Below are 20,595 nucleotides of genomic sequence, written 5' to 3' on the forward strand. Positions count from 1 at the left end.
AGGGAGGAGAGAGATGGAAAAAGGATTAACGAAAGAAGAGCTTATGGAGCTCATGGCAATCCTCATGGAAGAGGAGGGTTTTGAAATCTACGAACCTGAAGCAGAGGGAGAGGAGTACCTTCCCGACTTCCTTGCAGTCTATGAGAACGAGGAGGGCGAGAGGCAACAGGTTGCAGTTCAGGTTGAAGACTGCAACACCTTAAACACCGAAGAGGCCGAGAAAAAGGCAAAGGCGATCGCAGAGCACTGCCGCCGTTCAGGAGAGGGATTTATATTCGTTGTTCCTATTGAGTGTGAGGAGGAAGGTAGCAGGAAGTTCGAAGAGTGGGGGCTTTCGGACGTTGCAGAGTTTATTCCAATAGGGATTGAGTTTGAAGAGGAGGAAGAGGAAGAGTAGTGGAGAGGTACTACTCCTACTCTAAGTATTTAAAGGAAACCTTCGGAGAGAAGGTCTTTAGAATAACGGTAGATGCAGGCTTTACCTGTCCCAACCGTGACGGAACGAAGGGAAAAGGTGGCTGCATCTACTGCTATTCAGGCTCAGAGTACAGGCCTGAAAAGAGAGCTCTCAGCGTAAGGGAGCAGATAAGGGAAGGAATGGAGAGGGTAGGCCGCCGCTACGGGGCTAAGAAGTTCCTTGTCTACTTTCAGGCCTACACAAACACCTACGCTCCCGTTAACGTTCTGAAGGAGCTCTACGACACTGTAAGGGAGTTTAAAGAAGTTGTTGGTTTCATAGTCGGAACGAGGCCCGACTGCGTTCCCGATGAAGTCCTTCAGCTCCTTAGCTCCTATACAGATAAATACCTGGTTTGGCTTGAGCTTGGCCTTGAGAGCTCCCACTTTAAGAGTTTAAGGTTCATGAACAGAGGGCACGGAGTTTCAGACTTCGTTGATGCAGTCTTAAGGGTAAGGAACTACCCTGAGATAAAGCTCTGTGTCCACACAATCTTAGGCCTTCTAACTGAAGACTACAAAGACATGATGGAAACTGCCGATTTTATAGCCTCTCTAAGGCTTGATGGAGTAAAGATTCATCCCTTACACGTTATTGAGGGGACAGAACTTGCAAGGATTTATAAGGAAAAGCCCTTTAAGTTACTAGAGCTTGAAGAGTACGTAAAACTCGTTGTTGACTTTATAGAGAGGCTCCCGGAAAGTACGGTAATTCAAAGAATGACCGGGGAAGCTCCACCTGATATTCTAATCGGCCCTTCATGGTGCACCCAGAGGGAAAAGCACAGGGTGATAGAGGAAATAAGAAGGGAGTTTGAATGGAGAGATACCTACCAGGGAGCAAAGTGCCGTTTTAAGGGGGAAGTTTGCAGAGGAAGGTAGCCCTAATAACCGCCTGTGGGGGAAAGAAGGAGGATAAACCGGAAGTTGCAGGAAGGCTCTATAAGAGCGCAAGGATAAGGCACCTATACAGGCGCTCAAAGGAGCTCGGAGTTCCCTTCTTTATTCTGAGTGCTCAGTACGGCCTGGTTCCTGGAGATGAAGTAATTAAACCTTATGAAAGGGTAATGAACCCTCAAAGGTGTAAAGAACTAAAAAAACAGATAGTTAAAGTCTTAAAGGATTTTGATGCAATTGTTTACTTTAGAGGAGGAGCAAGGAAAGACTACTACGACTGCCTCAAAGAGGCTGCAGAGGAAGCAGGAGTTGAGTTTCTCTCCTTCGGAAGGGGAAATATGAAGGGAATAGGCCTTCTTCCCAAAGTTCTGAGGGAGGCTGGTTTTGGGATTTCTAAGTAAGGATGAGTTCTTTGAAGTAGTAGAGGAGATTTCGGGTAAGAGGTTAAACAAAAACCAGAAGAAGGCAATCTCCTATCCTCTAAAACCCCTAAAGGTCGTTGCAGGTCCAGGTTCTGGAAAAACTGAAGTTTTAGTTTTGAGAGCTCTCTACTTTATGACGGTTAAAAACCTTCCTCCAAAGTCGATTTTCTTAGTTTCATTTACGCGTAAAGCAGCAAATGAGCTCCTATCAAGGATTGTCTCCTACTGTGGGAAGTTAAAGGAGATTAACCGCTCTATTTCCCTTGAACCTTACGAGCTATACTGCGGAACCCTACACTCCTTGGCAGCAAGGGTTATGGACGAGTTCCAGTACGGGAAGTACGAAAAGTACAGGCTCATAAGCGATTTTGAGAGACAGCTCTTCATATACAGGGAATTCTCAGAAGAGATAGAAAGGGGAGAGGGCCCCTTCTTTGAGGCCTTTAAAAGAGAGGATGATACTCCCTTAAGCAGGCTCTCCCTCCTTTCCTTCCTCTTTGACTTCCTCACTCAGAACATGGTTTCAGAAGAGAGTCTTAAAGAGAGCTCCAACGAGGTCTTAGCTCAAGCGGGAAATCTTTACTCAAAGTACGTAAAAGTTGCAAAGAATAACCGCTTCTTAGACCACTCACTCCTTGAGAGGATGTTCTACAAGTTTTTAAAGAGTGAGGAGGGGAAGCTCTTTCTAAACGGAGACGGTAGTGATTACTTTCCGGGAATTAAGGCAGTTTTGGTTGATGAGTATCAGGATACAAACCCGATTGATGAGAAAATCTACTTTAAGCTTGCAGAGGGCAGTAAAAACCTTACGGTTGTCGGTGATGACTACCAGGCCTTATACAGGTTTAGGGGAGCAGTAGTTGAGTGTTTCATCAATTTTGAGAGAAGGTGTAAAAAAGCTTTATTAAAAAATTCCAAGGAAAACCCTGGAACCGTTAAGCTCCTTGAAAACTACCGTTCAGATAAGTCAATAGTCGCATTTATAAACTACTTTATGAAAAAGCACAGGAAGAATAAGGAGTTCTCAGAGACGTGGAAAAAACTCTCAACGGATAAAAAGGTCCTATGGAACTCAGGAATAGACTCATTCTCTGAGCTAAAAGGGGCAGTATTTGAAGTTAAGGGAAGCAACGAGCTCCTAGCCGACTTTACAGCTAAACTTGTAAAGTCCTTAAAGGATAGGGGAGTAATTGAGGACTACTCAGACGCCGTTCTCCTCCTTCCCAGCACGAGAGAGAAAGACTATGAGGGCAAGAAAACATTAGCAGCCCTTATTAGAGAGAAGTTTGAAGAGGAAGGAATAGGCGTTTACAACCCACGCTCAAAGGCCTTTAAGGAGAGGAAAGAGGTTTACACAACCGTTAGAGCTCTCCTTAGAATCGTTCCCCCTCATACCTCTATGGATAACGAGCTCCTATTAAACCTTAAAGCTGGAAAGGAAGATTCCTCTTTTCCGCAAGACCTTTTGGAGGAACTAAAGAGAGGTCTTTTAAAGGGGGAACTCTCAATACTTGAAGCCTTTTATAGGCTAATTCCCCCTTTAATAGGAGAATTTAAAAAGCTAACTGAGATTGAAAAGTTTAACCTTGCAAGGCTGAGTCAGCTCATTTCGGCAGTTGAGAATTTGGCAAGGAAAGAGATTGATAAGTTTGAGGACCTTGAGGAAAAGTTAAGAGAGCTCTCAGAGGAGCTTTCCCTTGATGTTAAAGAGCCTGAAGGTCTAAGTAGTGAGGAAAGGGAAAGGTGGCTGAGACTTATAACTTCAAGGCTCTTAAGCTTTGTTGAATTTTACCGCTCCTTCCTTCCCCTTTTAATAGGTGGAGAGGTTGACCAGGAGGAGCTCCCGGGGGTTCCGCCAAGCTACTTCCCCCTCATGACAATCCACCAGTCAAAGGGCCTTGAGTTTCCCATAGTCCTCGTTGGGGAAGTTGACGGAGTTTCCTCAGATATGAGGCTCTCAAAGTTTGAGGACCTGTTTAAAGATTTCCTTCCGTACAGGGTGGAGAACTCCTGGGAAAGGAGTGCGATTGATGCTGTAAAGAAGTTTTTCGTTGCTTACTCAAGGGCAATTTACGCCCTTGTAATCTTAATCAAAGATAGAATTGATTACGATGAAAAGAGACCTTGGAAGAGCGCAGCCTTCCCAGGATTTGACCACGATGGAAACTCAAAGTTCAAAAATTTATTCATAAAGAGGCTTGAAAGTGAGGCCGGAAAAGATAGTTGAAGGGCTGGAGAGGTTCAGTAAAAGATTAGGCAAGAAGTTAACCTTAAATAAGGGAAAAGTAAAGGAGCGTTACACCATTACCGGAGATATTATATCCTACTCCATATGCCCTAGGCAGTACGGCCTTTACCGCTTTTACGGCTTTTCCCCCTCAAACCCAACTCAGGAATGGTACGGTAGCGTAATCCACAGGTTTTTAAAGAGGGCCCACACAATTTACAGGATTAAAGGAAGGGTAATTTCCCCAGATGAAGTTGAGGAAATCTTTAGAAAAGTTGAAACCTCAATGGAGGCAGAGGGGATAAGGCCGACTTCTCCAAAGGTTAGGGAGAAGGTAATTTCAATCTTAAAGGAGTTTTGCCGCCTCTACGGAGAGGAGTTTATCCCGAAAATCGTTGAGGCCGAACTAAGACTCGTTAAGGAGCTCTCTGAGTTTATCCTCTATGGGATAGTTGATGCCCTAAAAGAAGAGAATGAAAACTTTGAAATCTGGGATTATAAGGGAATGGACAGGCCAGATCCTTCAACTCCCTACGGAAAGAGGAAGTTGGATATTTACGAAAAGCAGATGTTCGTTTACGGCTACCTCTTTAAGGAGAAAAACGGGAGTTATCCAAAAAAGGCTGTTCTTTTATTTATGAACGAGCTTGTTAAGGAAAACGGTAGTCCACTTTACGCGATTGACTTTACAGAGGAAGAAACAATTAAGAAGGTAGAGAGGTTTATTGAGGAGTTCTCTGAGATAGTAAAAAAAATAGAAAAGTCAAAAGAGAGCGGAAAGTGGGAACTCCCAAAAGAGATTGATAAGAAAACCTGTTCCCAGTGTGACTTTAGGTTTGACTGTGAAAAGTTTTCCTCTTTGAGATAATTTCTCCCACACTTTTTGACCGGAGAAGAGCTTGAAGTACTTTATGCCCTACTGGGAGGACTGGGTTCACAGGGACTTTGACCCGATTAAGGATACCTACGGTAAAGGCGGTTTTAAAAATTCCCTCTTTGCCCATGAGATCTTCAATCCTCCTCCCTACGACGGAATACTCGTTAGCCTCGGAGTTTTTAAGCTAAAGCTAAGGCTCATTAGGGAAAACGGAAGGCCGACAATTAGGGGTTATAAGAACATTAAAAAGTATTTAAAACTCCCTTCCTCCTTTCCCCTTTTGGGAGATTGCGGAGCCTTCACTTACGTAAGCAGTAAAGAGCCCCAGATTGAGATTTTTGAAGCAGTTGAAATCTACTCAAAGCTCGGTTTTGACTACGGAATCTCTGTTGACCACATCTGCAGTGAAGTCATTACGGTTGAAAAGGAGGATGTAGATAAGTTTGATTTTACAGATGCAAAGCCTGCAAGGGGAGGGAGGGTAAAGCTAACTCTCTCTGAATGGGAGCTTGAGTGGAGAAGGGAATTAAGCCTTAAAAACGCTAAGGAGTTCTTAAAGGAGAGTTTAGGAGCTCCCTTTACTCCGGTAGGAGCAGCCCAAGGGTACTCTGTTGAAACCTACGTTGACAGCGTTAAAGAGCTCGTAAAGATGGGATACAGGTATGTAGCAGTAGGCGGTTTAGTTCCAAGGAGCACCGATTTCATATCTTCTCTTCTTGAGGAGCTCTACAGGGAAGTTGACCTATCTGAGGTTAAAGTTCACCTACTTGGGGTTTTAAGGGAGGAGCTCCTACCTAAAATGGCATCTTTTGGAGTCTACAGCTTTGACAGTGCCTCATACTTTAGGAAGGCTTGGCTAAAGGCCAAGGAAAACTACCTGGGAGTTGATGGAAACTGGTATGCCTCTATAAGAATTCCAGACTCCTCAAACCCGAGGCTTTCAAAGAGGTTGAAGGGAAACTACGAGAACCTTAAGGAAACGGAAGAGAGGATACTGAAGAACTTAAGGAAGTACGATAGGGGGAGTTTAAGGGAAGTGGGAGCTCTAGTTGAGGATATAATCTCCTACGATAAACTCTTTTACAGGGGGGAGTTTAAAGAAGATAAGTATGCGGAGCTCTACCTGAAACTCTTAAAGAGCAAAATCTGGAAAGAGTGTTCCTGCCCTATCTGTAGGGAACTTGGAATAGACGTAGTCATATTCAGAGGTTCAAACCGAAACAAGCGCCGAGGCTTTCATAACACGTATCTCTTTCATACAAGTTTAAAGGAGCATGTGAAATCCGAATCCGAATTTGGTATGAATTATATTTAGACATTATATTTTATCTTTTTGATCGCTAAAAGGAGGAAACCTTGAAAAGGTTTTCTAAAGTTTTGAGATTAGGCAAAGTTAAAATAAGCCACTTTTTCTTAATAACTCATTTAGTATTGATAGTATCACTGCTGTTCATAACATACGAATTAAACAAGTTCATTATATCACAGGAAATGGAAAAACTCTCCTTTCAGACATCTCAGGCTATTGCCGAACAAATTGTTTATGATCTTAAAAACTTCTCTATGTCTGATGATAAACTGAAAGATTATTTATCTCAATTAAAAGACAGATTTAAAAGGAGAGGCTTAAAAATCAGACTTATTCAAAATAAAATAGTGCATAAAAAAGAGAAAATAGGTAATAAGATAATTCTTGTTTATCCAATCCAAATGAAAAACTTTTCAGGAAGTATAGAAATAGAGCAGGATATTTCTTACTACATCAAAGAAATAAATAAGAAAATTACTTTAGCAGCTCTATTTTCCCTATTTCCTGGACTAATCGTCTTCTTACTTTCCGAACTTTCAGATAAAGAGTTAACAAAATCCATAAAATCCATATCTAGGAAGATAGAAAACATCAATAGTTTAGATGATTTATCAAAACTTGAAAAAGAGTTACTTGAATTACCATTTGAGGAATTCGTAAAAATTCAAGAAAACATAAATAAGTTAATCGACAGAATCAAAAAGATTGCTGTTGATAAGAATATCTTAGAGTTTGAAACTAAAATCCTAGAAAAGTTCATGCTGACCTCTGATTCGATAAATGATTGGCGTTCTTTTCTAAGAGATATATTACAGCAGCTCAATGAAATTATTGATTATACTTATTTCTTCTCAATATTTAAGGAGGGAGAATCGAAATTTACAGCTACTATCTTTTGGAACTGTAAAAACTATAAAAAATTTACTCATCTAGTCGAAAACTACATTATCAAAGTTTTAAAAGAAAAAGGACTTTACGATGAAAATTTCTTGATAGACTTTGAACATATTCCTGTAGGAAAGGAAAAAATTTGTTCAAATCTTAAAGAACTTCTTGAATCCAAAGAGATAATCAATATTGCAAAAGCCTTAATAGTAGACCAACCTTTAGTTGGTGGAGTAGTAGGTCTAGGAGTTCACATAACAGAAACTGAAAACAGCACAAAGGCGTTAGCAATAGAAAGTATCCTTTCTATTTTGCTCAACTATGTAGGTTCTATAAAAGCCATAAGTAAGTACACTAAAGAACTAGAGTATTACGCTACGAGAGATCCTCTTACTGGACTCTACAATCAAAGGCTCTTCTGGGAGCTCTTAGATTACGAAGTAAACAGAGCAAGGAGGTACAACTATCCATTCTCAGTCTTAGTTATTGACCTTGATAATTTTAAAGTAGTAAACGATACCTACGGACATCACTTTGGGGACGAGTTTTTAGTTGAAATTGCAAGAATAATACAAAACACCTTAAGGAAGGGAGATGTTATTGCTAGGTACGGAGGAGACGAATTCGCAATTATCCTTCCCCTAGCAGACATAGAGCAGGCTTTATCCATTGCTACAAGAATCATAGAGAACTTAAATAAATTTTCTATACGAGCTCCTGATGGAAAAAAGATAAAAGCTACAGCATCCATAGGAATTGCTACGTTTCCTTACCATGGAAAGACTGCCAAAGAACTTTTCACCGTTGCTGACAGTATGATGTACAAGGCGAAAGAGGAAGGAAAGGGAAAAGTAGCCGTTCCTTCTCAGGAAGATATAGCAGAACTTCTTCAAAGTGCTGCGGATAAAAGTTTTATCATCTTAGATGCTGTTGAAAATAAGAAAGTAATACCTTATTACCAACCTATTAAAAACTTGAAAACAGGAAAGATTGAAGCTTTCGAAGTTTTAATGAGAATTGAGCACGAAGGGAAGATACTTACTGCAGATAAGTTTATCGAGACTGCAGAAAATTTAGGATTAGTTTATAAGTTGGATCTTATTCTGCTTGAAAAAGTTATGGAAACAATAGTTCAAAAATTTAAAGATAAGTTTAAATGTAAACTATTTTTCAATTTATCACCTAAAAGTTTGATAATTTCGGACTTTATACAAAAAATCGACAGTATCATTGGTTCTAATATTAATCCTAATCAAGTAGTATTTGAGATAACAGAGAGGGAAACAGTTAGAAACATAAAACTCTTGGAGAAATTTACACTTAACCTAAAAGAAAAGGGTTATCAATTTGCTATAGATGACTTTGGAGCCGGATTTGCTTCTTTCCAGTACGTTAAATTTCTTCCTATTGACTACGTTAAAATCGATGGAGAATTTATTCGCTCCTTGCCAAGCAGCAGGATGGACAAAGCATTTGTAATGAGTTTGATTACCCTTGCTAAAGCTTTAAATATAAAAACAATAGCAGAGTTTATAGAGAATGAGGAAATAGAACAAACCGTTAAAGAACTTGGCGTTGATTGCGGGCAAGGATTTTACCTAGGAAAACCCACTTCAGACATTTCAAACTTTTTGGAATAGTTAAGTCATGGCTATTTGCTTGTTGGTTTGAAAAATCTATATTAATAGACAGCCGCCATCAACCTATAGATTAGACAACGCTTTCTATGGAAACCTTTATAAGGCGAACCCTTTTAGGAGGTTTCTATGGGATTCTCTAAGTTCAAAGAGGAAGGTAACGTTTTGGAAAAAAGGGAAGAAAAAGAAAGAGATTCTTTCTCAACAACGGCAACTACCTCTCTCGAAGAACTTTCAAAGAAATTTTTTCAAATTAGTGAAGACGGAATGGCAGCAATTGAGGAACTCAAAAGCACAATGGAGCAAATAGCCGCAGCTGCCGATGAAAGTGCAGGAGCTGCCGAAGAAACCCTAGCGACCGTAAAAGAAGTAAACAACAAAGCCCACTTGCTTACATCCGAGGGAGAGTACGTAAGGAACGTAGTTCTGGACCTCCAGAAAACCCTTAAAGCCTCATCAGAAAGGCTCGAAGAAAGCGTTAACGGAATGCAGGACTTTTCCCGTTCAGCCGATAAAATAGCCCAAAAGAGTAGAGAGATCCTTGAAGCAAGCGAAAACATATCATCTGCAGTTGAATTAATAACTAACCTTTCAAATAAAACCTCCCTCTTTGCGTTAAACGCAGCAATAGAAGCTGCACGAGCAGAGGATAAAGGAAGAAGTTTTACTGTCGTTGCATCTGAAATTAGACATATAGCTGGAAAATCTAGTAGTTATGCCGAAGGAGTAAGGGGAAACGTAAAAGAGGTTCAGAACCTCATTGGCACACTTCAGAAAGAAATTGAAAGTGTAACAAAAGAGATAGAAGATACAGCTATTATTGCAAAAAATGCTTCCTCAAAAGGATTGAATTTAATAAATCACTTTGTAGAAATAGCAGAAATTGTAAAAGAATCTTTAAATAGGATAAAAGAAGTTAACAAAGAGGCTGATTTCCTCCTTAGAGGAACAGAGACTATATCAGCAGCAGCAGAGGAGAGTGCAAGTGCAATTAATGAGGTAACAAGTACCATATCTCAACAAGTAAATGCCTTTAAACAGGTAGAAAAAGCTGCTTTACTCCTTACAAATACGGTAAAGGAAGGAAATTTAGAGAGAAAAGAATTATTGTCTTCTATTGAGGAAGTTAGAAATTCTATTTATTCCCTTGAAAACTCAACAGAACAAATAGTTGAAGCTCTTTCCCAAATTGAACAGGCCGCTGAGATTTCTGCGGATGATGCCTCAAAAAACTTGAAAGTAGCTGAAAACGGCGAAAACCTTATGTTTGAAGTGAATACCTTCTTAGAAGACTTGGTAAAAGGCTTAAGGATGAGCAAGGAAAACTTTCAGTCTATTATGGAGTCAATCTCTAGAATTGAGGAAAAAGTAAGAGAAATTTCTGATCTTCTACTTAGACGAAAGAGTGATATCAACTCGATAAGATTAAAAGTTAAAACAATTCAGAAGCTGTGCAGAAGGATAGAGAATACCATTATTCAAATAACAAATCTTGCTGTAAGTGGACTTATTGAAGCTGCGCGGATAGGAGAACTGGGAGATGGTTTTAACGATGTGAGCAACGATATTAGGGACCTTGCTGTTAATGCAGAAGAACAGCTTGACAGGGCAGAGAACACAATAGAAGTTTTAATGGAAAAAATCGAATCTATATTATCCGACATTGATAATTTGATACTTTCCCTCGACAGAGAGAGAGATAAACTTCAGAATCTTAAATTTGAACTTAAAGAAAGTGAGGAAGAAATAGAGAAAAGCTTTAACGTCGCAAATGGGCTTTTAGAATCTGCAGAGACTCTTAAAAAAATGGTTGAGCAATCCAAAATTGCTGCCCAACAGATAGAGGAAGCAGCTTCTATTTCCCTGAAAAATGTAACAGAATCTAAAGAGGCTGCAGATCTGATATTAAAAAACACAAAGCAGATGGAAGAGATAGCAAATAGATTGGCTAAGTTAGCCTCTTAAACCCTAATTTATCTGGGTGAAAGATGAAAGAGAATATTCTTGTTGTAAGAATAGGAAAGGAATTCTTAGCAATAAAGGCTAAGAATATTAAATCCATAATCGAGGTAGATCAAAGAGACCTGAAAATAAACTCTTCCCTTTCTTCTCACACTTTAGGTTTTGTGAAACACTATAAAAATATCTACCCGCTAATATCCCCTAGTATTCTCTTTAATAAAAAGAACCCTTCTCTAGACAGTTTATTTGATAAAAATCGGGTTACAGTTGTTATCATACAGATTGATTCTAAAGCGTATGCCCTTCCAGTTACTCAGGTGATAACAATTGAAGAGGCTAAAAAAGTAGAAATAGAAAACAGTGAAGTTTCTGTTTTTGCTCTAAGAAACGGGTTTGTTGAAGAACTTAATGTTAAGATCTTTGAAAACTTAAAGGTTCCTTTTCTTAATCTGAAATCAGAGAGAGAGAAGCTAGAAAAGTCACAACAAAGGAAAAAGAGTTACTACCTTGAAGTAACCATAGAAGGTAAAAAATTTTGTATTGATGCAAGACTCGTAAGAAAAGTAGTAGAATTGGATTCTATTTCCGGCGTCCGTCTATCGGATCAAAAGTGGATAAGTGAGGTATATTCTGTAGGTGGAGAAGCTATTAAAGCAGGAAATCTCAAAAAACTTTTGGAAATTGAAGAAAAAACCAAAGAAAAGTTTCTTGTAATTCTTGAAAAAAACAAAAAAACATTTGCACTTGTGGTTGACAAAGTTGAGGATATTATAGAAATTACAGAAGATAAAAAAACTAAAAGTTTTAAAAGTAATGACATTTTAAGTGATTTTATAAATACTAACAATGACGTTATCCCTTTAATTTCCTCTTCTTTTCTAGAGGAAATTCTTGAGAAGGAATCTACTGCAGTTCACAAAAAGGAGGAACATAAAAAAGAAAGCTCAGAAGAAGAAAATACTTATTTAATCGTTAAAATTGGTAATGTAAGAATAGGAATTGAGCTCAAAAATGTAAAAAAACTTGTACGCTCTGAAAATACTAGAGTAACAAGCTATAGGAACCTTGGAGGAATTGTTCAGGTGGGGCAAGAAATCTTCCCTATACTTAACATTGCCAATGAGCTTGACGAAAAAATTAGACTGGATTTGAAAAGAGCAGATTACTTAATTGTAGAGAAAGATAACAGGAACATCGCTATCCCAATTTCCCAAGTTGAAGGATTAACGAAGACTTCCACAAGTCAAATTACTGGTTCTAATAAGAGAAACATCTTTTCAAAGGCAATTGTCGACGAAAATGGTGAAGCATTAAGCATTCTTAACACAGATTTATTACTAAGGAGAGCTTATGAGTCTTAAGCCGACTGAAAAAGAACTAAAATTGCTCTTTGATACCTTAACAAAAATATCTGGTATAACTTTTGATGAAAAAAAATTCAAGGACATCTATAAACATAAGCTCTCTGACTTTATTGAATCTTTGTCTTATTCTGATTTTAATAAATTTCTTTTGGATATTTCTTTAGGTAGAAACAAAAAGGTTCTAACTGAACTTATAAATAGAATTACAATCAATGAAACCTACTTTTTCAGGGAATCTTATCAGTTTCAAGTTCTCATAGATTACTGTATACCTGAATTAGTGAAAAACAAGGTTACGGGCGAACCTATAAAAATTCTATGCGCTCCCTGTTCTTCAGGAGAAGAAGTTTACTCTATAATGATTTACCTTCTAGAAGAAGGGAAGTACATAGAACGGTACGATTTTATGATTCTCGGAATAGACATTGATACAAATGTAATCAACAAAGCCAAGAAAGGAATTTACAGGTCCAGAAGTGTTCATAAACTAAACAAGGAGCTCCTTGAGAAATACTTCAAAAAGACTGCCGATAATAGATACCAAATTAAAAGATTTTTAAGGGAAAATGCAAATTTTCTTACAGTGAATATACTAGATAGGAATAATATGCTAAAGCTTGGAAAATTTAATATCATACTTTCTCGCAATATGTTAATTTACTTCGACCAAAAAAACAGAGAACAGGTGATAAAAACATTTTATGAAATGCTTAATCCAAAAGGGTTCCTTTTCCTTGGACATGCGGAAAATATTAATGTCCCAGATATGTTTGAAGTTGTACGTTTTGGAAACAATTTCTTCTATAGGAAAAGGTAGAAACTTTAAATTTAACTTTCTCCAAGTTCAAATATAAACTTTTGAATATCGGGAAAATCAAGAACTTTAACAGCTCCTCCTTTTTCTTTAGCAACTTTAGGCATTCCATAAACAGCCGCTGTTTTTTCACTCTCAGCAATGGTAAAAGCTCCAGCCTTCCTAAGAGCAACCATCCCTTCAGCCCCATCGTACCCTATACCTGTAAGTAAGACAGCAACAACATCTTTACTCCCTATAACACTTAAAGCTGAAAAGAAGGTTTCATCTACAGAAGGAACAAAGAACAAACCTTTAATGTTCGGAACAATTTTACAAACTATTTTTTCTCTGTTTTGCTGAAGATGAAGATGATAACCGGCTTTGGCTATTACAGCTCTACCTGGTATAAGTTCCATTCCTTCTTCTGCTTCTAATACCTCCAATTTAGAAATAGAATTCAGCCTTTCTGCAAAACGCTTGCTAAAACCTTTAGGAAAATGTTGAACTATACATAAGGAGTGTGGATAATCTTCCGGAAGGGAAACGAGTATCTTCTCTATTAATCTCGGTCCACCCGTAGAAGCTCCAACAATTATCAGCTTATTTTTTCCCTCTTTCTTTGGTTCTTTTTTTATTTTCCTTTCTAAAAAAGCCAATTTTCTTGGTAAAGTAGAAATCTCTTTAGGAGAAAAACTAACTATTAAAGAAGGTTTAAAAGAAGAAGAAAGCTTAAAACTTTTGGTGCCTGAAACGGCTACAAGAATTGGAATTTTTTTCAAAAGCCAAGGGTAGTCGTTACTTAACCTATCCATAAGCTGTTCTTCAAAAATCAGTGCAAAGAAAGAGTCCTCTTTAAGTTGTTGCAAAGACATATTAAAGAGAGGTTCTGCTGAGTACTTATTTGAAATGTACCTTTTAACCAGCTTTTCCTTTAAAGGTGTTTTAAAAGCCATAAGAGTTTTCTTCCTTTCCATCTTGTCTTCCAAGTTTCTCCACAAAGCTAGCGGATTTGATCGGTTATGTTACATATCTAAATATAGTTTCAATTAACCTAAGAAAAGACTTAACTAAATTTCCTTCCTTGCTTTTTCTTCAGCAAGCTTTATACCATAATTCTAAACTGATTTTGAAGGAGGAGCTTTTGTTTAAGTTTACCGTAGTTTCAACAGATGGAAATTCAAGGTTAGGAGGTCTTAGCGTAGGAGAGCTGAAGGAGGAGATGTACAGAATTACCCGCTTGGTAGCTCCCAACCTTCCACCGGATAAGCCTCGCTACTTAATGGGCGTTGGAACTCCCGAAGACATCTTAGAGGCTGTTGAGGCAGGCGTTGATATGTTCGACTGCGTTATGCCTACTAGGAACGCAAGGAACGGAACCCTCTTTACGAGTGCTGTTGAGAAGTTTGTTTATCTTAGGATAGCAGTATAGCTTACATAAAGCTATTGGCATAACCCTAAAGTTATTTTAAATTTCTCTTTTCATTAATTAATTTCAACATAATTCACTTTTGTTGGTAAATAAACTAAACCGGTAAAGAATTCTTTCTTAAAGCCTGCTACCTCAAATGAACAAGCGTTATCTATCCAGTGGTAACACCTTTGAGAATGAACCTCACCTTCATGGACTGCAACTGTTATAGTATACTTTCCAGGTCCTAAATTAACGGGCAATTTAAATTTGACTTCATACTTTTTTCCCTTTTTAAGTCTTATTTTTTTCTTTAAATGAAAAGTGTTTGTTCCGAATATATCTTGACCAAACTTATCCCTTATGAGAATTCCAACAGTTGCATTTTCAATATCTTTGTAAGCAAATAACTTAATCCTTACTTCTGCTTCTTCACCGCTACTTACTGTGTTGCTATTTGAGTTTGCTCCCTTAAATTCAACTTCTTCAATTTTAACTTCAAAAGTTCCATAAGACTCTTTTTTCTCTATATCAAACTTTACCCCTTCTTCATCGTTCATTTTAGCTATTAAAAAGTTATACCTATTAATAACTTTCTCTGGACTCCCTTCTTCAAGAACTTCACCTTTATGAAGAAGAATTGCTCTATCACACAAAATTTTAACTGCATTAAGGTCATGAGAAACAAAAATTATTGACCCTCCTTTCTCCTTAAACTCCTTAATTCTTCTCATACACTTCTGTTGAAAGTGTGCATCTCCCACCGATAAAGCTTCATCAACAACGAAACAATCAGGATCTGCATGGATAGCTATTGAAAAGGCCAACCTCATTACCATTCCAGAGGAATAGGTCTTGAGAGGCTCAAATATGAAATCTCCCAGCTCAGAAAACTCTATTATCCTCTCCAGCTTACTACTTATTTCCTCTTTCTCCATTCCTAAGAGCATTCCATTCAGATAGATATTCTCAAGTCCCGTCATCTCAAAGTTAAATCCAGTCCCCAGCTCTAAAAGGCCGGTAATCCTACCGTCTACTTTTACCGTTCCTTCATCTGGAAGAATAACTCCAGTTAAGATTTTAAGGAGAGTTGATTTTCCTGCACCGTTGGGCCCTATTATCCCCAAAACCTCTCCTTCTTGAACCGTAAAAGAAACTCCCTTAAGAGCTTCATAGATACTATGATACTTCCTTTTAAAGAGAATCTCTTTTAACCTATCTGACGGTTTCTTATAAAGCTTAAACCTCTTCCTTAAGTCTTTAACCTCAACCATCCTATAAGAAGTCTCTCACATCCTTTTCTAGTTTTTTAAAAATAAAAATAGCTAAACCAAGTAAAAACAGTGAGAAAACAGATACAAAAATGAAAGTTTCAAAATTTAACTGCTCTCTTACTACAAAACTCTTTTGATAAACCTGAATGAAAGCATAGGCCGGATTTAAATTGACAATTTCTTTTACTTTCTCCGGAAGTATTGATTCAACGTAAACTATAGGAGTAAACCAAAACCATATCTGCATAATTACATTTACAATTTCCCGAATATCTCTTATAAAAACATTCAAAGTTGCTAAAATCAAACCTAGACTATACGCAAAAACCTGTTGAACAACATATGCTACAGGCACAATAACAACTGATGAACTTGGCTCAATCCCGAGGATAAAAAGAACGCAAAGTAAAATTCCCATACCAATTACAAATGTTATAGATTCAAAAATTGCAACAGTAAGAGGCAGCAAAGGTAGAGAAATAGGAACCTTCGTTATTATATGTCTCATTTCAATAAATACATTTGATGATCTCACTACAGTATTTGAGAAAGCATTCCACGGTATTAATCCTGAAGCAAGATATAGGCCGTAGCTGTAAGTTGTTGGTATTCCTTTAATCTTCGCTCCCATTACCTTTGAGAATATAACTGTGTAAATAAAAATATTGATTGCAGGCCAAAGGAAAGACCACCAGATACCCAAAACTGAGCCGACGTACCTCTCCTTAAAGTCCCTCTTTACAAGTTCTATTAGAAATTTCAATCTCTGCATTTTCCCATTTAAACCATGAATTAGCAAATCTAAGATTGTCTTCTGTTAGGTTAGCCGTTAAATAAAGGACTTCAAGGTAAGCTGTCAAGCCTTTATGTACCTCCTCAATGGCAGAAAGTCTGTCCTTTAAGTAAGACTCTTTACTGTTGAGAAGGTCAAATACTGTTTTAGCTCCAAGCTTTAATCCTTCTCTATTTAAGGCTATCAACTTTTCATCAATTCTTAGTTTTTCTTTTAAATACTTAAGGTTCTCGGTGGCTTTTCTTAACCTTTCCAAACTGTCCTCAAGCTGAGTTCTCTTTTCCCGTAAGGTGTTTTCTCTCTCTGCTATTGCAGCTCTCTCAAGGGCAAGGGCTTCTAGTTTCTGGGCTGTTATCAATCCTCCTTGATACAGGGGAAAGTCAACGGTTATAGCTGCCCTCTTATCCTTTGAAGCCACCGATACTGCTGAACTAGAGGTATAACTGTAACTGAACGATAAGTCAACCTTAGGGTACCTATTGTATGACCTTACATCTATTTCGCTTCTGGCTATTTTAATATTCTCTTCAGCAATTCTTACCTCAAAATTATTTGCTATATCACCCTTAAGCTCCTCAGCTTTATTGAGGAACGGTTCTAGGGAATCAATTAAATTTAAAGTAGGCTTACTTTTAAGTTTACCAACTATCAGTTCTAAGTTTTTTAAAGTACTGTCAGCTTCAATTTCCGATTCTCTTAAACCAAATTTCGCATCCTGATATGACTTCTCAATATTGAATAAAGTATCCTGCGTTTCCTTCTTTCTCTTAATGAGTTCTTCTACTCTCTTAAGCCTTTCAAACTCAAGATTAATTAACTTACTATACAGTAATTTTTTTGTTTTTGAATAACTTAAATGCAAAAGAGTAGTTACTACCAAATATTTAATGTACTGTTTCTCTTGTTGTACTTTAAGTTCATCTACTTTACTGTAAAGTTCACTCTGTTCAATTTTAGCCTTAATCTCCGGATGATAAACAGGTTGTCTCAGGACCAGGTAATAGTACTTTAAAGTTCGTCTTACTTCGCTTGAGTAGTAAGGCTTGTACTCCTGCCATCCAAAGTAAGTACTTATTGAAAATTGAGGTCTCCTCTGAGCCCTAAACTGTTCAGTTCTGTACTTATCGGCTTCCTTACGATAGAGCAGGGAAGTTAGCTTATAGTCTTTCTGCTCTGCTATCTTTAAAAGATTTTCTAAAGTATTAGCTTCTGCGTTAAAGAGGAAAACTAAAACTATAGCCAAGGAAGCTACAACTCTGATCATTAACTTGCCCTGAATGCCGATTTTATAAGAATTATTAGAGGTTGTATTAGGTACTCAATCGGAGAAAGTCTTTCGGCCTTTATGTAGGCAACGGCTGGCATCCCTGGGACTAGAATAAAACCATTATCCCTTAGCTGTTTCTTCCCCTTTTCGGTTAAAACTATATGAGCTTCGTAGTATTCTAACCTTCTATCCTTCTCATCTGGAAGGGTATCGTCGGAAATGTAGGATACTTTTCCCTCAACTGATGTGGCAGCTATGCTTAGGAAGGAAGGGAATTGTAAGTCGACCATTTGACCTACGTGAACTTTGTCCCTATCCTTTGGAAAGACTTTAGCCATAATAAATATGGATTCTTTTTTCGGAACGATATACATAAGAATATCTCCTGGCTTTACAACCTCTCCCTTAGAGTAAACCTTTAGGCCAATAACCTGTCCAGAACAGGGAGCTTTTATTACGGTCTTTCTTACTCTTTCTGTTGCATATTTTAGTTTAGGTCTAATTTCATCAAGTTTTGAAAGGACTTCCTCAAGCTCTTGAGTAACCTTGCTTTTATAACTTTTTAACTGTAGAGAGATTTGCTTCTTATACTCTGAAACCTGAGCGTTAAGCTGTTTTATTTGAGTTTTTATATCCTCAATCTCAGATATTACTCTATCCCTATCCCTTTCAAGGTCAAGAAGTCTATAATTGTTAACAAGACCTTTTTCAACTAAATACCTCTGTTCTTCAATTTCATTCCTATAACTATTTAAAAGATTTATCTTTACATATAGTATCTCATTAAGGCCTTTAATTCTAGCTTCGGTTTGAGCTATCTTCTCTTTTAGGACTGATATCTGTTGATTCAGTTCATCTCTTCTCTTTTTAAAGAGTTCTTCCTGTACCTTTCTTACTTTTTCCTTAAGCTTACTATCTTTGAGATTCAAAAACTCTTTACTAAACAAGATTTTGCTTAAACCCTTTTTTTCAGATATTAACCTGTCCCTTTTCCCCAGCAAGTTATAATACTCAGCGTTTAAAACACTGTAATTCGTTCTCTGTTCAAGTTTTTCAAGTTCAATTAAAGGTTCCCCTTCTTCTACGAAATCTCCTTCCTTAACAAAAACTCTACTTACGTTTCCCCATTCTTTGTACTGAACAGGCTTTTTAAAAGTCTCAATAACAACTTTACCAGGAGCTATTACGTAGGTTTCAATCTTTGAAAAGAATCCCCACACGACAACAACGGTAAAGGCAATACCGATAGTAAATAACCCCAAAAGTATGTACTTATTCTCTCCAAAGTCCTTTCTTTCTCTCAATTGATGTTCCCCTTTGGAGCTCTCAACATCTCAAGAATCTTCCTTGCATCTCCATAGGCTGCAAGTTTGCCATCCTTCAAGAAAGCTATCTTATCGGCTATATCAAGGATGTTAACTTTATGGGAAACAACAATCGTTGTAACTTTCCTTTTCTTTAACTCCCAAAGAGCGTTCATAAGTGCCCTTTCTCCTGCATCATCAAGATTTGAGTTAGGTTCATCAAGAACAACTATTCTCGGATTTCCGTAAAGGGCCCTTGCAAGCCCAATCCTCTGCCTTTGGCCCCCTGAGAGGGTGATTCCTCCAGGCCCAATGTAAGTATTGTATCCTTCGGGAAGTTTAAGAATCATTTCATGGGCTCCTGCGAGGATTGAGGCTTCAAGGACTTTATCCGGATCTACCTTCTCAAACCTTGCTATATTCTCAGCAACAGTTCCTTCAAAAAGTTCAATATCCTGAGGGAGATAGCCTACAAATTTCCCCAAGTACTCCCTATCCCACTGTTTTATATCTGCTCCGTCTATTAGAACTTCTCCACTAACAGGAGGCCATATCCCTAGAATTGTTCTCACTAGAGAACTCTTACCTGCTCCACTTGGTCCTATAACCGCAACGAGCTCTCCCGGATTGATCCTAAAAGTTACGTTCGTTAAAACAGGCTCTTTTGAATCTGGAGGAATTACGACAACGTGAGCTAATGTTATTTCCCCTTTCGGCTCAGGAAGTTTCATTACCTCTTTCTTTTCCTCAAACTCACTCAAGAGCTGATTTAACCTCTTATAAGCAAGCCTTGCTGAAGAAAAGTTCCTCCAGGTATTTACGAGCATATCCACCGGCGCAAGGACTCTTCCAAGAAGAATTGCACCTGCAACGATCATTCCTCCCGTAATCTGAAGGTTTATAGCAAGGTAACCGCCGAGTCCGTAAATTAGAGATTGGAACATTATCCTTAAGGTCCTAGTTAAGTTACTCCAAGTTCCAGCCTTATCGTTTGCTTCCTGAAGGGCCTTTAAGTGCCTATCGTGAATTTCCCTCCATTTTCTGTATATCCTCCCCCTCATTCCCATTGATTCAACAACTTCAACGTTCTGCAGGACGTGGTTCATAAACCTGTTACTTCTTATCTGAAGGTCATTTACCCGTTTTAAACTCTCCTTAGTTGTTAATTCGTTTAATAGCGTAATAAAGGAAACAACAGCCATTACTCCAAGAGCCCAGTACCCGTAGTAGGGGTGAAACACAAACATAACTGCCAGGTATACCGGAACCCAAGGAATATCAAAGAAAGCCAAGATTGTCGGACCGGTTAAAAACTGCTTAATCTGATTGAAGTCGTTTATAGGTTGAGCTGTAGCCTTTGTCGGGTGTTTTAGGGCAAAGTCCAGAGTAGCATTGATAATCTTTTTATCGTAAAAAGAATCAAGTTTACTGTTTACCCGTACTAAGATTCTTGACCTTATTAACTGTAAAATTCCCCAAATTCCGTAAAGGAAAACAATAATAGCAGTTATAAAGATTAAAGACTCAACGCTCCTGCTTGGAACAACTATGTCGTAAACTGCAAGCATGTAAATAGCAGGCAGAAGCATCAGCACATTGATAAATAGACTAAGGAAAGCAGTAAAAATAAAAGAGCGCCTTGAGAGTTTCAGAAATTCTCTTAATATATTTACTTGTTCTTCCTTATTGTTTCCTTTTAAACGGATTATTTTCAACT

At 37.9% G+C, this 20,595-nt stretch carries 16 protein-coding genes and 1 pseudogene; 11 read left to right on the plus strand and 6 right to left on the minus strand.

What is annotated here, in order from left to right:
- Positions 1-13: 13 nt before the first annotated feature.
- The 10 genes from C7457_RS07115 (at position 14) to C7457_RS07160 (ending at position 12,853) form a co-directional block, all read left to right on the plus strand.
- Positions 14-397, plus strand: a complete 384-nt coding sequence (locus tag C7457_RS07115) for a hypothetical protein (RefSeq protein ID WP_121171495.1) — start codon at positions 14-16, stop codon at positions 395-397.
- On the plus strand, positions 397-1,338 hold the full coding sequence (gene mnmL / locus C7457_RS07120; RefSeq protein ID WP_121171498.1) for a tRNA modification radical SAM protein MnmL/YtqA: 942 nt from the start codon (positions 397-399) through the stop codon (positions 1,336-1,338). Before C7457_RS07115 ends, mnmL begins: the two co-directional genes overlap by 1 nt.
- Positions 1,323-1,754: a DUF6884 domain-containing protein gene (locus tag C7457_RS07125; RefSeq protein WP_121171500.1), complete on the plus strand. Its 432-nt coding sequence runs from the start codon at positions 1,323-1,325 to the stop codon at positions 1,752-1,754. The genes mnmL and C7457_RS07125 overlap by 16 nt, the downstream gene beginning before the upstream one ends.
- Positions 1,738-4,002, plus strand: a complete 2,265-nt coding sequence (locus C7457_RS07130; protein ID WP_121171502.1) for a DEAD/DEAH box helicase — start codon at positions 1,738-1,740, stop codon at positions 4,000-4,002. The genes C7457_RS07125 and C7457_RS07130 overlap by 17 nt, the downstream gene beginning before the upstream one ends.
- Positions 3,980-4,870 carry a PD-(D/E)XK nuclease family protein gene (locus C7457_RS07135; protein ID WP_170137383.1) on the plus strand — a complete coding sequence of 297 codons (891 nt, stop codon included), beginning with the start codon at positions 3,980-3,982 and terminating at the stop codon, positions 4,868-4,870. The genes C7457_RS07130 and C7457_RS07135 overlap by 23 nt, the downstream gene beginning before the upstream one ends.
- A gap of 31 nt (positions 4,871-4,901) precedes the next feature.
- Entirely contained in the window at positions 4,902-6,194 is a 1,293-nt protein-coding gene (gene dpdA, locus C7457_RS07140; protein ID WP_121171506.1) for a tRNA-guanine transglycosylase DpdA, read from the plus strand.
- Between the two features lie 41 nt (positions 6,195-6,235).
- On the plus strand, positions 6,236-8,713 hold the full coding sequence (locus tag C7457_RS07145) for a putative bifunctional diguanylate cyclase/phosphodiesterase (RefSeq protein ID WP_121171508.1): 2,478 nt from the start codon (positions 6,236-6,238) through the stop codon (positions 8,711-8,713).
- A 126-nt stretch (positions 8,714-8,839) separates the two neighbouring features.
- Positions 8,840-10,675: a methyl-accepting chemotaxis protein gene (locus C7457_RS07150; protein ID WP_121171510.1), complete on the plus strand. Its 1,836-nt coding sequence runs from the start codon at positions 8,840-8,842 to the stop codon at positions 10,673-10,675.
- Between the two features lie 23 nt (positions 10,676-10,698).
- Positions 10,699-12,033 (plus strand): chemotaxis protein CheW, encoded by a 1,335-nt coding sequence (locus C7457_RS07155; protein ID WP_121171512.1) that lies wholly within the window; start codon positions 10,699-10,701, stop codon positions 12,031-12,033.
- Complete coding sequence (locus C7457_RS07160; RefSeq protein WP_121171514.1) at positions 12,023-12,853, plus strand: CheR family methyltransferase; 831 nt, start codon at positions 12,023-12,025, stop codon at positions 12,851-12,853. Before C7457_RS07155 ends, C7457_RS07160 begins: the two co-directional genes overlap by 11 nt.
- An 11-nt stretch (positions 12,854-12,864) precedes the next feature.
- On the opposite strand, the gene C7457_RS07165 is transcribed toward C7457_RS07160, so the two are convergent.
- A complete protein-coding gene (locus tag C7457_RS07165; RefSeq protein ID WP_170137384.1) occupies positions 12,865-13,644 on the minus strand; it encodes a CheB methylesterase domain-containing protein in 780 nt (259 codons plus the stop codon).
- 263 nt (positions 13,645-13,907) lie between these two features.
- Between C7457_RS07165 and C7457_RS07170 the strand changes: the two are divergent.
- Positions 13,908-14,219: pseudogene (locus C7457_RS07170) on the plus strand (tRNA-guanine transglycosylase); the annotation flags it as partial.
- A 95-nt stretch (positions 14,220-14,314) separates the two neighbouring features.
- Here C7457_RS07170 and C7457_RS07175 read toward each other — a convergent pair.
- The 5 genes from C7457_RS07175 to C7457_RS07195 are packed head-to-tail and all read right to left on the minus strand — an operon-like array spanning position 14,315 to position 20,593.
- Entirely contained in the window at positions 14,315-15,514 is a 1,200-nt protein-coding gene (locus C7457_RS07175; protein WP_121171518.1) for an ABC transporter ATP-binding protein, read from the minus strand.
- A 1-nt stretch (position 15,515) separates the two neighbouring features.
- The gene (locus C7457_RS07180) at positions 15,516-16,277 is read right to left on the minus strand and encodes an ABC transporter permease (RefSeq protein WP_245939611.1); all 762 of its coding nucleotides are present in this window, start codon (positions 16,275-16,277) and stop codon (positions 15,516-15,518) included.
- Positions 16,240-17,571 (minus strand): TolC family protein, encoded by a 1,332-nt coding sequence (locus tag C7457_RS07185; protein ID WP_121171522.1) that lies wholly within the window; start codon positions 17,569-17,571, stop codon positions 16,240-16,242. Before C7457_RS07185 ends, C7457_RS07180 begins: the two co-directional genes overlap by 38 nt.
- Positions 17,571-18,878: an HlyD family type I secretion periplasmic adaptor subunit gene (locus C7457_RS07190; RefSeq protein ID WP_121171524.1), complete on the minus strand. Its 1,308-nt coding sequence runs from the start codon at positions 18,876-18,878 to the stop codon at positions 17,571-17,573. Before C7457_RS07190 ends, C7457_RS07185 begins: the two co-directional genes overlap by 1 nt.
- Entirely contained in the window at positions 18,875-20,593 is a 1,719-nt protein-coding gene (locus C7457_RS07195) for a type I secretion system permease/ATPase (RefSeq protein ID WP_121171526.1), read from the minus strand. Before C7457_RS07195 ends, C7457_RS07190 begins: the two co-directional genes overlap by 4 nt.
- Between the last annotated feature and the right edge of the window lie 2 nt (positions 20,594-20,595).

The organism is Thermovibrio guaymasensis (assembly GCF_003633715.1).
Taxonomy (GTDB): Bacteria; Aquificota; Aquificia; order Desulfurobacteriales; family Desulfurobacteriaceae; genus Thermovibrio; species Thermovibrio guaymasensis.

What these genes read in the sequence shown, in the direction of transcription:
- C7457_RS07115 (WP_121171495.1), top strand. Translation starts at nt 14, where the DNA reads ATGGAAAAAGGATTAACGAAAGAAGAGCTTATGGAGCTCATGGCAATC.
- C7457_RS07150 (WP_121171510.1), top strand. Translation starts at nt 8,840, where the DNA reads ATGGGATTCTCTAAGTTCAAAGAGGAAGGTAACGTTTTGGAAAAAAGG.
- C7457_RS07155 (WP_121171512.1), top strand. Translation starts at nt 10,699, where the DNA reads ATGAAAGAGAATATTCTTGTTGTAAGAATAGGAAAGGAATTCTTAGCA.
- C7457_RS07160 (WP_121171514.1), top strand. Translation starts at nt 12,023, where the DNA reads ATGAGTCTTAAGCCGACTGAAAAAGAACTAAAATTGCTCTTTGATACC.
- C7457_RS07165 (WP_170137384.1), bottom strand. Translation starts at nt 13,644, where the DNA reads ATGGATAGGTTAAGTAACGACTACCCTTGGCTTTTGAAAAAAATTCCA.
- C7457_RS07175 (WP_121171518.1), bottom strand. Translation starts at nt 15,514, where the DNA reads ATGGTTGAGGTTAAAGACTTAAGGAAGAGGTTTAAGCTTTATAAGAAA.
- C7457_RS07185 (WP_121171522.1), bottom strand. Translation starts at nt 17,571, where the DNA reads ATGATCAGAGTTGTAGCTTCCTTGGCTATAGTTTTAGTTTTCCTCTTT.